Origin of the sequence: Sphingopyxis sp. BE235, from assembly GCF_031457175.1 — a bacterium.
Classification (GTDB): Bacteria; Pseudomonadota; Alphaproteobacteria; order Sphingomonadales; family Sphingomonadaceae; genus Sphingopyxis.
Window position 1 is genome coordinate 665,802 of the sequence record NZ_JAVDWC010000001.1, and the last position, 13,743, is coordinate 679,544.

At 65.0% G+C, this 13,743-nt stretch carries 15 protein-coding genes; 13 read left to right on the top strand and 2 right to left on the bottom strand.

Annotation, left to right across the window (positions count from 1 at the left end):
- Positions 1 to 51 precede the first annotated feature (51 nt).
- The gene (locus tag J2X38_RS03155) at positions 52 to 300 is read right to left on the bottom strand and encodes a hypothetical protein (protein WP_058539991.1); all 249 of its coding nucleotides are present in this window, start codon (positions 298 to 300) and stop codon (positions 52 to 54) included.
- 229 nt (positions 301 to 529) lie between these two features.
- Between J2X38_RS03155 and pip the strand changes: the two genes are divergently transcribed.
- From pip to J2X38_RS03185, 6 genes are all read left to right on the top strand, one after another.
- Positions 530 to 1,621 carry a prolyl aminopeptidase gene (gene pip, locus J2X38_RS03160; RefSeq protein WP_310251263.1) on the top strand — a complete coding sequence of 364 codons (1,092 nt, stop codon included), beginning with the start codon at positions 530 to 532 and terminating at the stop codon, positions 1,619 to 1,621.
- Positions 1,622 to 1,852: 231 nt separating this feature from the next.
- The gene (gene chrA / locus J2X38_RS03165; RefSeq protein ID WP_310251265.1) at positions 1,853 to 3,034 is read left to right on the top strand and encodes a chromate efflux transporter; all 1,182 of its coding nucleotides are present in this window, start codon (positions 1,853 to 1,855) and stop codon (positions 3,032 to 3,034) included.
- A 150-nt stretch (positions 3,035 to 3,184) separates the two neighbouring features.
- Positions 3,185 to 4,153 (top strand): IS1595 family transposase, encoded by a 969-nt coding sequence (locus tag J2X38_RS03170; RefSeq protein WP_310251268.1) that lies wholly within the window; start codon positions 3,185 to 3,187, stop codon positions 4,151 to 4,153.
- A 106-nt stretch (positions 4,154 to 4,259) separates the two neighbouring features.
- Positions 4,260 to 4,808 carry a hypothetical protein gene (locus J2X38_RS03175; protein ID WP_310251270.1) on the top strand — a complete coding sequence of 183 codons (549 nt, stop codon included), beginning with the start codon at positions 4,260 to 4,262 and terminating at the stop codon, positions 4,806 to 4,808.
- Between the two features lie 167 nt (positions 4,809 to 4,975).
- Positions 4,976 to 5,122, top strand: coding sequence for a hypothetical protein (locus J2X38_RS03180; RefSeq protein ID WP_310251272.1), 147 nt, complete (start codon positions 4,976 to 4,978; stop codon positions 5,120 to 5,122).
- A 65-nt stretch (positions 5,123 to 5,187) separates the two neighbouring features.
- Positions 5,188 to 5,781: a hypothetical protein gene (locus tag J2X38_RS03185; RefSeq protein WP_310251274.1), complete on the top strand. Its 594-nt coding sequence runs from the start codon at positions 5,188 to 5,190 to the stop codon at positions 5,779 to 5,781.
- On the opposite strand, the gene J2X38_RS03190 is transcribed toward J2X38_RS03185, so the two are convergent.
- Positions 5,778 to 6,101, bottom strand: a complete 324-nt coding sequence (locus J2X38_RS03190; protein WP_310251276.1) for a hypothetical protein — start codon at positions 6,099 to 6,101, stop codon at positions 5,778 to 5,780. The genes J2X38_RS03185 and J2X38_RS03190 overlap by 4 nt on opposite strands.
- 523 nt (positions 6,102 to 6,624) lie before the next feature.
- Between J2X38_RS03190 and J2X38_RS03195 the strand changes: the two genes are divergently transcribed.
- The 7 genes from J2X38_RS03195 (at position 6,625) to J2X38_RS03225 (ending at position 13,695) form a co-directional block, all read left to right on the top strand.
- Positions 6,625 to 7,131 carry a hypothetical protein gene (locus tag J2X38_RS03195; protein WP_310251278.1) on the top strand — a complete coding sequence of 169 codons (507 nt, stop codon included), beginning with the start codon at positions 6,625 to 6,627 and terminating at the stop codon, positions 7,129 to 7,131.
- Between the two features lie 2 nt (positions 7,132 to 7,133).
- Positions 7,134 to 8,468 carry a terminase large subunit domain-containing protein gene (locus J2X38_RS03200; protein WP_310251280.1) on the top strand — a complete coding sequence of 445 codons (1,335 nt, stop codon included), beginning with the start codon at positions 7,134 to 7,136 and terminating at the stop codon, positions 8,466 to 8,468.
- Between the two features lie 583 nt (positions 8,469 to 9,051).
- Positions 9,052 to 10,158 carry a phage portal protein gene (locus J2X38_RS03205; protein ID WP_310251282.1) on the top strand — a complete coding sequence of 369 codons (1,107 nt, stop codon included), beginning with the start codon at positions 9,052 to 9,054 and terminating at the stop codon, positions 10,156 to 10,158.
- Positions 10,159 to 10,252: 94 nt separating this feature from the next.
- On the top strand, positions 10,253 to 10,561 hold the full coding sequence (locus J2X38_RS03210) for a DUF6127 family protein (RefSeq protein WP_310251284.1): 309 nt from the start codon (positions 10,253 to 10,255) through the stop codon (positions 10,559 to 10,561).
- Positions 10,562 to 10,575: 14 nt separating this feature from the next.
- Positions 10,576 to 11,037 (top strand): HK97 family phage prohead protease, encoded by a 462-nt coding sequence (locus tag J2X38_RS03215; RefSeq protein WP_310251286.1) that lies wholly within the window; start codon positions 10,576 to 10,578, stop codon positions 11,035 to 11,037.
- A 77-nt stretch (positions 11,038 to 11,114) separates the two neighbouring features.
- Positions 11,115 to 12,257, top strand: a complete 1,143-nt coding sequence (locus J2X38_RS03220) for a phage major capsid protein (RefSeq protein ID WP_310251287.1) — start codon at positions 11,115 to 11,117, stop codon at positions 12,255 to 12,257.
- Between the two features lie 97 nt (positions 12,258 to 12,354).
- Entirely contained in the window at positions 12,355 to 13,695 is a 1,341-nt protein-coding gene (locus J2X38_RS03225; protein WP_310251289.1) for a tail fiber domain-containing protein, read from the top strand.
- Positions 13,696 to 13,743 lie beyond the last annotated feature (48 nt).

Genomic DNA, 13,743 nt, shown 5'->3' on the forward strand with positions numbered 1-13,743 from the left:
CGATCAGAAAAAGGGGAGCGCAGCGGTGCCGTACTCCCCGAATATGCGTGTTCAGCCGCGTTCTCCCAGCCGCGTCGGCGCGGGCGGAGGTGGCGGCGGGGGCGGCGCATAGTTCGGATGGTAGATGCCGTCCGAGGTGTAATAGCCGTCGATGATGCCGTCCCCGTCGCGGTCGGCGGCGACGCTGCCCGGAACGGCGCCCGGCGGGGGTGGCGGGGCGGCGGCGACTTCTTGTTGCTGCGAACAGGCGGAGAGCGCCAGCGCGCCAAGCGCACCGAGCAAAACGGGTTGGATACGCATAGACCACTCCTTTTTGATGCTGATGGAAATCGCTTTCCACAGGCGAGTGCCCAACCCCGGGATTTCAGCCATGCGCACTTTGTGAGCGCGTCATCCATCCCGCGATCAGGAGTGATTTCTGAACGACGGCCCGCGCCATAAGTTCCCCGGCGGTGGACATGGCTGTGGGGCAGGTTAAGTCGGGCACCACGGCCGGTCGGCGGCCGAGTCATCAGGTAAGGCATCGGACATGGATTTTTCGCGGTTGCAGGCTTCGAGCAAGATTGGCGACGATTGGGTCTATCCGCAGCCGCCGTGCCTGAATTTCGGCTGGCTCGAGGTCGACCGCGACCCGGCGCACCGCATTTACTGGGAGGAATATGGCAATCCCGCGGGCGAGCCGGTCATGTTCCTCCACGGTGGCCCCGGCGGCGCATGCGCCCCGGCGATGGCGCGCTTCTTCGATCCCAAACGCTACCGCGTCATCCTGTTCGACCAGCGCGGATGCGGGAAGAGCGAACCGACGGTGGCGTCGGCCGGCCCGGCGGTGGCGCTGGCGAAGAACACCACCGCCGACCTGATCGGCGATATCGAGAAATTGCGCGAGAAGCTGGAGATCAGCGGGCCGATGCATGTGTTCGGGGGGAGTTGGGGGAGTACGCTGGCGATGGCCTATGCGATCGCGCATCCGGCGCATGTCGCGAGCCTGATCCTGCGGGGGATCTTTCTGGGCTCGTCGGAGGATCTCCTCTATCTCTATCAGGGCAATGCCGCGGCGTGGGAGCAGGACCCGTACGGTCTGACCGAACCCGGCGCCTATATGAAATATCCCGCCGAGTGGGCGGAGCTGCTGTCGGTGCTGACGCCGGCCGAGCGCGGCGATGTGATGAAGTCGTACAAGGCGATTTTCGACATGGTGCCCGCGACCGAGGCCGAGAAGGAACGGCAGCTGAAGGCCGCGCTGACCTGGTCGCTTTGGGAGGGCGTGATCTCGAACATGATCCCCGAGACCGCCGATACGGGCAAGTTCGGCGAGGCCGATTTCGCACTGTGTTTTGCGCAGATCGAGGCGCATTATTTCGCGAATGAGCTGTTCATTCCGGCGGGGCATTTCTTTGACAATATCGACACTCTGGCGAGCATCCCGGTGCATATCGTGCACGGTCGTTTCGACGAGGTCTGTCCGCTGACGCAGGCGTCGCGGCTGGTCGCGGCGCTGCGCGATGCGGGGAGTGCGCCCGCGACCTATGTGGTGACCAACGCCGGGCACAGCGCGATGGAGCGCGAGAATGCGCTCGCGCTCACCGCGATCATGGACGGATTGCCGGCGATCGGCGGCTGATTGGGTCCATCGAGGTCGAGCTTGCTCGCCGGATGACGAAGGAAGATGAAGTAACGTCTGCTTCCCACCTCAAAGCCGACATTCGCGTTTCGCGCTGAAACAAAGTCTATCTTCCCCTTTCGGGCGGACGCGGTAAAACAGGCGGTGCGGGCAATGCGGACGCCCGTTCAGACGGTGCGCCGTCCAAGTTCCGCTCCATAAGCCGCGACTGCGGCAAGGAGCGTGCTTGCAATGACGACCGATATCTATTCGCCGCCCAGCCTTTCATTGTTCCGGCTTTTCCTCCGCTTCCTGCGTTTCGGTTTCCTCGCCTTTGGCGGCCCGGTCGCGCAGATCGCGATGGTGAAACAGGCGCTGGTCGAGGAGGAGCGCTGGATTTCGCCGGTGCGTTTCAACCGGCTGCTCGCGGTGATGCAGATCCTGCCGGGACCCGAGGCGCATGAATTGTGCGTCCATCTGGGGATGGTCGCGCGCGGGCGGATCGGCGGGCTGCTCGCGGGGCTCGGCTTCATGCTGCCCGGCTTTGCGCTGATGCTGGGTGCGGCGTGGCTCTACACGGGCTGGATCGTCGGCAATCCGGCGATGGCGCCGATCTTTCTGGGGGTGCAGGTCGTCGTGCTGGCGATCATCCTGCGCGCAGTGCAGCGGATCGGGGCGCATATCCTGGAGGACCGGCTGCTCTGGCTGCTCGCGGCTGCCGGGCTTGCCGCGACGCTGGCGGGGGTGCCGTTCTGGATTCCGCTGATCGCATCGGGGCTGATCTATACCTATGCGAAGCGGCCGGTCGTGGCGGCGGCGATCTTTGTCGCGGCAGTCGTGCTCGCCGCCCTTGTGTCGGGCGCCGCGCCCTCGGCGAAGACAAGCATCGCCGCGAGCGAGGCGGGGATCGTGGCGCTGTTCATCGCCGGGCTGAAAGGCGGGCTGCTGACCTTTGGCGGCGCCTATACCGCGATCCCCTATGTGCGCACCGACACGGTCGGGCGCGGCTGGATCAGCGACGCGAGCTTTCTCGACGGCGTCGCGTTCGCGGGGATGCTGCCGGCCCCGCTGGTGATCTTCGCGACCTTTGCGGGATATGTCGCGGCGGGCCTGCCCGGCGCGGTCGCAATCACGGTGGGGATGTTCCTGCCCGCCTTTGCCTTCTCGATGATCTTTTTCGAGCGGCTGGAGGCGGTGGTCGACAATCCGGCGCTCCACCGCGTGCTCGCCGGCGTGGCGGCAGCGGTGGTCGGCGTGATCGCCGCGACGCTGCTGCAACTGGGCTGGTCGACCGCGGGACGCGTCGCGAACCTTGTGCCCGCGGCGCTTCTCTTTGTCGCCGCCGTGCTGGTGGTCTGGCGCTGGAAGGGAAAGCTCACCGCTCCGGCGCTCGTGCTGGCGGGCGGCGTCGCTGGGTGGGCGCTGAATCTCTGACTTGAGGCGGGTCATCCATTTTGGCGTAATAACCAAATAGGTTATTTTCTATTGACATCGTCACGCTGATATGGCACAAGTGTCGCGATTATGTACTTTACACACCCAAGGCTAAGTGCTAGATAATGCTCATCAACGGAGCATATCACCATGTCGGTTCTTTCTTCCCCCTACTTCCACGACGAAGCCAAGGCTTTCGAGCATCTGGAGAGCATCGTTTGGGCTGACGGCGTGGTCTGCCCCCATTGCGGTGTGATCGGTGGTCGGGTCTATGACCTGTCGGGCGTTCGCGGCAAGCCGACCCTGAAAACGCCGGAAGGTGCGCTCCGTCACGGCCTCAAGAAGTGTGGCGAGTGCCGCAAGCAGTTCACCGTGAAGGTCGGCACTGTCTTTGAACATGCCCGTATGCCGCTCCACAAGATGCTACAGGCCGTCCACCTGATCGCGTCGAGCAAGAAGGGCATTTCCGCCCACCAGCTCGGCCGCATCCTTGAGGTCCAGTACAAGACCGCTTGGTTCCTTGCCCACCGCATCCGCGAAGCCATGCGTTCGGGCGACCTTGCTGCTCCGTTCGGTTCGGGCGGTGGCGCCGTTGAGGTCGATGAGACCTATTTCGGCGTCAAGGAAGGCCGTCGCGGCGCCAAAGCTGGCACGGCCCACAAGTTCGGCGTTCTGGCGCTGGTGGACCGCGAAACCGGCACCATGCGTTCGTTCACGTTCGACAAGTTCCGCGCCGACGAGGTTCACCCCATCGTTCTCAACAACATCGCCCGTGAAGCCCGTTTGATGACGGACGAAGCGAAGATGTACAAGAAGATCGGCCGCGAGTTCGCCGAGCATGGCACGACGCTCCACGGCGCGCGCCAGTACGTCGATTACAGCGACCGCACGATCCATACGAACACCGTTGAAGGCGCGTTCTCGATCTTCAAGCGCGGCATGAAGGGCGTCTATCAGCATTGCGGCGAGCAGCATCTGCACCGCTACCTTGCCGAGTTCGAGTTCCGCTATAACACCCGTCAGGCGAACGGCATTGATGATCGCGGTCGGGCAGTAGCGACTGCGCGCGGTATCGTCGGCAAGCGCCTCACCTATCGGCGGACTGACACGGAGGCGTAGTCCATAGCCCGCCGAGAACAAAGGGGGCATATGGGTTTGGTGTTGGGGTTTGCGTTTCCACCCAAACCTGCTATTGGTGGCACAACGAATCGTTAGGGGTGCCCCCATGAGCATGTTGGATAAAATCGAAAAGTTGCGCGCTGAGGCATGGCAGGAGGTCATGGCTTCCCCTGCCTTGGCAACAGTTCGAGCGCTAGATGACGCCGTAGAGGCGGCTGGAGGAAAGCGCCTTTTTGAAAACCAAGGCGCGCGAATACCTGCCGCGATTACCTCCGCAATCTTTACCCCTGCATTCTCTGTGCGGCCCGCAGCGTATGCAGGTGGAGGGGAGGCGATCCCCCGGATGTCGCAAGCGGACGCAGCGGAACAAGCGTTGCGTAGCAACGGACCGTTGCCGGTCACGCCCTTGATGACACAGGCTATCGAACTTGGGGCTAATGTGGGAGGCGAGAAGCCTCTCGTCAGCTTCCGCTCGACGCTTTCGAAGGACGATCGTTTCTACAGCATCAAGCGGGACGGAAATTTCTATTGGTGGTTGACCAACGTTGACCTCCCGGAAGGCTGGTTGGGATCAAGTGAAAGTTACGACCTTCCTCTCGATCCCGAACCGAACTCTAGCCAGAGAGGGGGTGATAGCCATGCGGCCACCACCTAACTGACTAGCGGAGCTATCTCCGGGGGAAACAGGTCACAACCCCTGCCAACCTCGCAGCCCCGTTGGGGAGCACGCCCTGAACACAGGGATACCAACCACAAACTGGCCGGGGGGCATTTGCCTCCCGGCTCATTCTGTTATGTAGCAGAATCGTTAGGAATCTGCAAATGTCCGATGAACCAAAGCGGTCACAACTCAACAAGTTCAAGGAAGCCGCGCGCGACCTCGAAACCGACGACGATCCCAAGCGCTTCGACGAGCGCCTAGGGAAGCTGGTGAAGCATAAGCCGGTAGAAAAACCCTCTAAAACCTGATTGTCGAATCTTTCGAGTCACTTAGCCGCACTTGCATAAGCCTCTGATTCTGTTATATTTTCTCTATGGATGCGACCTATCACCTCAACGGCGGGTATAAGCCGACGATGAAGCGGTTTGCCGACCTTGACGGCCCCGACTTCTTCCCAACCCCAGCTTGGGCAACGCATGCCCTAATCGACAACGAGGATTTCCGCGGCGATATCTGGGAGCCGGCTTGCGGCGACGGCGCCATGTCGCGCGTGCTCGAAACAACCGGTAACAAGGTTATCAGCTCGGATCTCCATGATCGTGGCTATGGAGAGGCCGATCACGACTTTCTGGATAGCTGGCGCCGCGCGCCAAACATTGTGACCAATCCGCCGTACAATGCGGCGGAGGGTTTCGTGAGAGCGGGCGTCGATCGTTCCAGCGCAAAGTTCGCGATGCTCTTGCGGCTCGCGTTCCTGGAGGGCGCAAATCGCCAGCGGACGATATTTACCGACGCGCCCCCATCGCGCGTCTGGGTATTTAGCGAGCGTATTACCTTCTATCCCGCTGGCGCCGTGCAAAAGGGAACCGGGACCACCGCATACGCATGGTTTGTCTGGGACAAAGAGGCGAGCGGCGGCACGGAACTCAAATGGCTAAAGCCGGGATATAAAGCCCTCTACGGTTAAACGCCGTGCTTGGCGAGAAACGCACGCCCCGCTGCCGTTAGGCTCCATTTTCCGCCAGTGTAATCGATCAGTCCCCGATTGATAAAATTCTCCGGCGACTCAAGTCGGTGGCTGACGATGTTTCCCACAACCTGCCGCCAAACTTCCTCGTTTGGCCGGGTATCTGACGGCTCGTTATCGCCGGGAGTCAGTTTGATGAAATTCGGGATATGCTTTTTGACTGTGGCAGTGGTCGCCGTACCCATGGGCAGCGACGCAAGATATTTCATCGCCGCATAAGCAATATCGTGTTCACTTGATCGTCCGGCTTTACTTGTCATGTTGCTCCCCTCCTCAGGAGAGGCGAGAAGTTATCGAGCGGCCAAGGGGAGTCGAGTCCATATTTATTCCATTCTGGCGCTGTCCCGAAATGACCAGCACTATCCGTCAGGTTAATTGACGATGCAGCCATTTTGGATATGATCGCTGCAACTTTGGCGACTCCGCCGCGACCGGGCTCGCCAAGGGGGCTGCATGAAAATGCCGGAAGGCCGCGCTGTCCACTAGCGCGGCCTTTTTGCTTTCCTACAAAATCCCGGCCTGTCATGCCCGCCGGATGAACCACGAACCAAATTGGAAAGATCGCGGTAGAGCGGTCGAATATTGGCTTGCGACCGCAATCGTCGCCGGATCGTTCGTTGCGGGGCTGATTTCCGCCGTTCGTTATCTCATCGGCTGAACCATGGGTTTGCAAACTACATAAACGCCACAAGTGTCACATCATGAAGAATTGCGAGTCGGGCCGGTGCCCCCTTTTCGATGCGGAGGGGCGTTCCGGCCCGGTTGCTTTTGGAGGTGGCAACGATGGATCTGGTGCTGATGGGCGGAAAGGGTCGATTGCTGGTCAAGGCGAAGCGGTCGCGCCGCGAGATTTCGCAGCGCAGCCGCGACGAGTTCATCCTGTCGCTGAGCGAGACGTGCAACGTCTCGCTGTCGGCCGAGCGCGCCGGGGTGGCATTGTCGACAGTTTACAAGATTCGCCAACGCGACGCTGCATTTGCCGGGGCGTGGCAGCGTGCGCTCGACGACGGATATCAGAGGCTGGAGATGGGGCTGGTGCAGGCCGCGCTGGCCGCGGTCGAAGGCCCGCGGCCGGCGGCGAGCGAGGCCACGAATCGGCCGCTTGTGGAACCGATGACGATGGATCAGGCGCTCCGCTTGCTCGGACGGCATGAGGGCAGTGTGCGAAGCGGGCGGTTCAAGACCAATCGACCGGGCAAGGGGCGCATGCCGACCTCGGAAGAAACCGACGAAGAGGTTCTTAAGCGGGTTGCGATTCTGCGCCGCCAGCGCGGCTGGGACAAGCTGTAGCGATGGCGCACGCGACACGCGACATCGTTGGCGACATTCTCGAGCTATTGGGTACGCTGACGCCGGGCCAGTTACGGCGATTGATGCGCGACCTTCCGCTGAAATACAGGCGCGAATTGATCGAACGCTGGCAGGGCTGGGCGCAGGCGGGACAGTGCGAACCGCCGGGCGACTGGCGTATCTGGATGATCCGCGCGGGGCGCGGGTTCGGAAAGACGCGCGCGGGTGCCGAATGGATCAGCGAATGGGCGCGGATGCTGCCCGAGGCGCGGATCGCGCTGGTTGCGGCGAACGATGCCGACGGGCGGCGGGTGATGATCGAGGGGCCGAGCGGGCTGCTCGCGGTTGCGCGCAGCGACGAGGAGCCGCGCTGGCGCGAGGGGTTGCGCGAGTTGCATTTCAGCAGCGGTGCGGTGGCGACGCTCTATTCGGCGGCGGCAGCGGAGAATCTACGCGGCCCCGAGCATCATGTCGCCTGGTGCGACGAGCTGGCAAAATGGCCGCATGGGGAGGCGGCGTGGGACAATCTGGTCATGGGGCTGCGGTTGGGAGATGCCCCGCGCGTACCGATCACGACGACGCCGCGGCCGACATCGCTGATGCGCCGGATCATGGCGCTGCCGGGGTTTGAGGAAACGCGCGGCGGGACGAACGACAATGCCTATCTTCCGTCGAATTTCGTCGAGGCGATGGTTGCGAGTTACGGCGGGACGCGGCTGGGGCGGCAGGAGCTTGACGGCGAGATGCTCGAGGATGTCGAGGGCGCACTGTGGACGCGGGTGCTGATCGAGCGGTGCCGGGTCGATTCCGATGCGATCGGCAAGCCGGTGCGTGTCGTGATCGGCGTCGATCCGCCGGCGACGGCGCACGGCGATGCGTGCGGGATCGTGGTGGCGGCGCTGCTGCGCGACGGACGGCTGGCGGTGGTCGAGGATGCGAGCGTCGAGAACCCGCCGCCCGCCGTGTGGGCGCAGGCGGTGGCGGGCGCGGCGGCGCGCTGGGGTGCCGAGCGGGTCGTCGCCGAGAGCAATATGGGCGGTGAAATGGTCGAGGGGACGCTGCGCCAGGCCGACCTGACGCTGCCGGTGGTGCCGGTGCATGCGAGCGTCGGCAAGGCGCGAAGGGCGGAGCCGGTGGCGCTGGCGTATGAGCGCGGGCAGGTGGTGCATGCGGGGGTGTTTACGGCGCTGGAGGACCAGCTTTGCGGATTGCAGGTGGGTGGCGGTTATGCAGGGCCGGGGCGGTCGCCCGATCGGGTGGATGCGTGCGTGTGGGCGCTGGCGGCTTTGCTGGAGGGGCTACGAAAAGGACGGGTGCCGGGGGTGCGGCGGGTTTGAAAACCTTTGGCATGGGAAATATCCCATAAGCATCTTGCAACGGGTACGGCGGTATGCGATTCCACCAACACGGAATTTATTCCGTAGGGTTGGCAGCCGCCCTACCGTTCACTCCGTGCTAGAAGTCGAACGCATACTGGCAAGGCCAGCGCCGAGTGTGAGCTCTTACCAGCTCCACTCGGCCGAACCGCCAGCGCCTATAAGCACGCACAAAAACGCGCTGCATAAGCTGCCTGCTTTCTGATTGCGGGGAAGAGCCCACGCTCCGGAAGGCCCGATGCCTCCGCGCCCAATCAGAGACACGGTTCCGGTCAGAAAGCCGATAGGACGGCTGCCAAGGCGATTCATAAGCGAGCAGGAACAAATAGCCAACCATGAAGACGGGCCATTTCCAGCCATTGGTCTCGTGGGCCGTGAATTGTGTGTGAATAACCCATCCGTTCGCATCGAGCGGAGTGATGCCCATCGACTTGGCGTTTGCCTTCGGGGTGTCTCGACTTCGCTCGACCCGAACGGAGAGAAGAAGACGGCGCTTTGACGCTCTGAGCCCCGGCGTTCGCTGGGGAACATGCAGGAGATCATCATGAACTGGTTTGGCCGCAAGGCCGCGCAGCATCCTGCGCGGCCCGCTTTGTCGCGTGTGTATGGGACGTGGAGTGCACCCGCGCCGCTCAGCTGGGAAGCGCAGGTGCGCGAGGGCTATTTGTCCAATGCGATCGTGCAGCGGGCGGTGCGGTTGGTGGCCGAGGCCGCCGGCAGCGCGCCGGTGGTGGCGAGCGATCCGGCGCTGGGGGCACTCGTCGCGGCGACGTCGGGCGGGCAGGGGCTCGTTGAGACCCTCGCGTCGCAGTTGCTGTTGCATGGCAATGGCTATGTGCAGATTTTGACCGATGGCGCGGGGGCGCCGGCGGAGCTGTTTGCGCTGCGGCCCGAGCGGGTGACGGTCGAGGCCGACGCGCGCGGGTGGCCGGTGGCCTATCGGTATAAAGCCGGCGGATCGGGGGTTGTGCTGCCCGCCGAGGATGGCGGGGGGCGGCCCCAGGTGGTGCATGTGAAGGCGCTGCACCCGCTCGACGATCATTATGGCGCGGGGTGTCTGGGGGCGGCTTCGGGGGCGATCGCGGCGCATAATGCGGCGGCGAAATGGAATGCGGCGTTGCTCGACAATGCGGCGCGGCCTTCGGGGGCGCTGGTGCATGATCCGGGCGACAAGGGGATGCCTTTGTCGGCGGAGCAGGTCGACCGGCTCCGCGAGGAGCTGGCCGAGAGTTTCGCGGGCGGGGCGAATGCGGGGCGGCCGTTGCTGCTCGAGGGCGGCCTCAGGTGGCAGGCGCTGTCGCTCTCGCCGGCGGAGATGGATTTCCTGGCGCTGAAAGACAGCAGCGCGCGCGAAATTGCGATGGCGTTCGGGGTGCCGCCGATGCTGCTCGGGCTGCCGGGGGATGCGACCTATGCCAATTATCGCGAAGCCAATCGCGCGCTGTGGCGGCTGACCGTGCTGCCGCTGTGCGCGAAGATATTGGGGGCGGTTTCGCAGGGATTGTCGGGCTGGTTCGCGAGCGCCGAGCTGCGCGTCGATTTGGACAAGGTGCCGGCGCTGGCCGAGGACCGGATGGCGCTGTGGCGCGAGGTGTCGGCGGCGGACTGGCTGAGCGCGGATGAGAAGAAGGCGCTGCTGGGGGTGGGTTAGCCGCCCTCGTCACCCCGGACTTGATCCGGGGTCCATGACTTCGGCGCTGCTGTGGATCCCGGATCAAGTCCGGGATGACGAAGGAGTTACACAAATGGATGAAGAGGAAGCGCTGGCGCGGCTGATCGCGCTGGCGGGGACGAGCGCGCCCGATGCGGCTTTGCTGCGCGCGGTGGTCGAGGAGGCGAGCGAGCTGGGGGCGCGGCGGGCGCTGGCGCGGCTGGGGCTCGCCGACGAGGCGGCGCGCGACGACATGGTCGATCTGCGGCAGCTGCTCGGTGCGTGGCGCGATGCGAAGACGAGCGCGTGGAAGGCCGCGGTCGACTGGGCGGTGCGGTGCGGGCTGGCGCTGCTGGTCGTCGGGCTGGCGATGAAGCTGGGGCTGCCGGGGTTGCTGCGGTGAGGGCGGTTGCTGACATGCCCTCCCCTAGCCCCTCCCGCAAGCGGGAGGGGGACTTGTGGTTCGCGGGTTATGCTTCGGTGTTCGATCGGGTCGATCGCGGGGGCGATGTGGTGCGGGCGGGGGCTTTTGCGGCAAGTTTGCGCGAGCGGCGCGCGGTGCCCTTGCTTTGGCAGCATCGGCCGGGGGCGGTGATCGGCGTGATCGAGACATTGGCGGAGGACGCGCGCGGGCTGCGCGTCGTCGCGCGGGTGACGCATCCGACGGCGGCGGCGCTGGTCGCGCGCGGGGCGCTGACGGGATTGTCCTTTGGATATCGGGTGACGGCTTCGCGCGGGAACGGCCCACGCGAATTGCTGGGGCTCGACCTCGCGGAAGTGAGTTTGGTGGCGGCGCCGATGCAGCCGCTCGCGCGAGTGATTGCAGTGGATGTGGGCGGTGAGCGCGAGGTCGCCTCACCCTCTCCCAGCTTCGCCTAGACAGCAAGCTGCCAAGGCTGCGCAACCCTCCCCCGTCGAGGGGGAGGGAGTCTATTTTCGATGAAGGAGTGACGGGCATGGATATGGAGATGGAAGTGAAGGCGGATGCGCTCGAGGGGGCGTTCGATGCGGTGCTGGCGGCCGAGGCGGTCGATGAGCTGAAGGCGTCGGTCGCGGCGCTGAAGGCACAGGTCGATGCGCAGACGGTGGCGGCGTCGCGGCTGCCGCTTGACGGGGCGAAGGCGGCCGATCCGGCGCGTGACGCCTTTGTCGAGCGCTACCTGCGCCGCGGGATCGATGCCGGGGTCGAGATGAAGAGCCTGTCGGGGGCGTCGGGCGGTGACGGCGGTTATGCGGTGCCGCGCGAGATCGACGGCAGCATCGCGGCGACGCTGAAGACGCTGTCGCCGATCCGGTCGATCGCGACGGTCGTGCAGACAGGGACGAGCGGCTATCGCAAGCTGATCGCGACGGGATCGATGGGTGCGGGCTGGGTCGGCGAGACCGCGGCGCGGCCCGAGACCGCGACGCGCAGCTTTGCCGAAATCGCGCCGCCGTCGGGCGAGCTCTACGCCAATCCGGCGGCAAGCCAGGCGATGCTCGACGATGCGATGTTCAACGTCGAGGACTGGCTGGCCGAGCAGCTCGGCCGCGAGTTTGCGGTCGCCGAGGGCAGCGCATTCGTGAACGGTAACGGGACGAACCGGCCGAAGGGGTTCCTGACTTATACGACGACGAACGAGATCGACAGCGTGCGGGCGTTCGGGACGCTCCAGCATCTGGCGACGGGGACGGCGGGCGCGTTTCCGGCGTCGAACCCGCAGGACAAGCTGGTCGAGCTGGTCCATTCACTGAAGGCGCCCTATCGTCAGGGCGCGAGCTGGGTGATGAATTCGGATACGCTGAGCCGCATCCGCAAGTTCAAGACCAGCGACGGCGCCTTCATCTGGCAGCCGGGGATGGTCGAGGGGCAGGCGGCGACGTTGCTGGGTTATCCGGTCGTCGAGGCCGAGGATATGCCCGATGTCGGAGCGAACAGCCTGTCGATCGCGTTCGGCAATTTTCGCGCGGGGTATCTGGTCGCCGACCGCGGCGACACGCGCATCCTGCGCGATCCGTTCAGCAACAAACCCTTCGTGCATTTCTATGCAACTAAGCGGATCGGCGGCGCGGTCATCGATTCGCAGGCCATCAAGCTGATGAAGTTCGCCGCCAGCTGATCTGCTGGCGCGCGATGGGCGCCCGGCCGGCCCTATCCCTTTCGGGGCGGACCGGGCGCCAATTTCCTCATGACATCAAGAGAAGGATGGCCCCGCCATGCCGACCCAATTTTTCGCCGACCTGGTGCGCGAGACGTGCCAGGACGGCGGCAGCGGACCGCTGACGCCGACCGGCGCGGTCCCCGGGCATCGCCGCTTCGTCGATGCGGTGCCGCCGGGCACGCCATTTCATTATGCCGTCGCGGGCATCGCGCAGCCCCAGCAATGGGAGGTCGGGATGGGCCGGATCGATGGCTCCGGCCGGTTGCAACGCGATGCGGTCGTCGCCTCGTCCGCCGGTAGCGCGCGCGTCGATTTCGCGGCGGGGCTCAAGACGATCGCACTGACGGTTGCCGCCGACTGGTTCGCCGCGAGCGATGCAGGCGCGGCGGGGCTGAGCGACGATGTCGCGACGCTGGCGAGCGCGCTGGAGGCAAAGCAGCCGCTGTCGACGACGCATGGCGGCGCGGCGACGGGAGCCGACGGCGACCTGATGACCGTCCGGCGCGGCGGCGGCTGGGTCAATATTCCGCTGACGGCGCTGGCGTATCGGAATGCGAGCGGGCGCCACATGCTGAGCGGGGGGCTGGCGGCGCAGGACGGCACCGCGGCGGCCCCCGCGATCGGTTTTGCCGACGACGGCGATTGCGGCCTGTTCCGCCCCGCCCCCGACAGCATCGGCCTTGCCGCCGGCGGGGTGGAGCGGATGCGGATCGCGAGCGGCGGCCTGGTCGGGATCGGCACGGCCAATCCGGCGACACGGCTGGAGATCGCGGGCACGGACCAGATCGTGGCGCGCCTGCGTATCCGCAACAGCGCCGCCGGCGGGCGGGTTTATGACCTGGTGTCGGGCATCCACAATGCGAGCCAGTCCTGCTTTTCCGTCTATGATGCGACGGCCGACACGACATTGCTGGTCGTCGACGGCACCTTTGTGCGGCCCGGCGGCGACAATGCGCAGTCGCTGGGCGTCGGTTTCAATCGATGGTCGGTCATCTTTTCCGCCACCGGCGCCATCAACACATCGGACATGCGCGAAAAGACGTGGCGGAGCCCGGCGAACGGCGCGGAACTGCAGGCCGCATCGCGCATCGCCGCCGAGCTGGGCTTTTTCCAGTGGAACGATGCGATCGCGAAAAAGCGGCCGGATGGCGCGCGCCTGCATTTTGGCGTCCGCGCGCAGGCGGTGTGGACGATCATGGCCGACGAAGGCCTGATCGAACCGCTGGACCCCGCCGGACGGCCGGGCGACACGCCCTATGCCTTTCTGTGCTGGGACGCGTGGGCCGATGAGGCGGGTGCGGTGCACGACCGCTTCGGCATCCGCCCCGACCAGCTGGCGCTGTTCCTGATCGCGGCGCAGGAGCGGCGCCTGGCGGCGCTGGAGACGGCGTCGTGATCGCCGGTTCGGCGCTGGCGTCGCGCGCCGTCGGCGACGCTCAGCGGC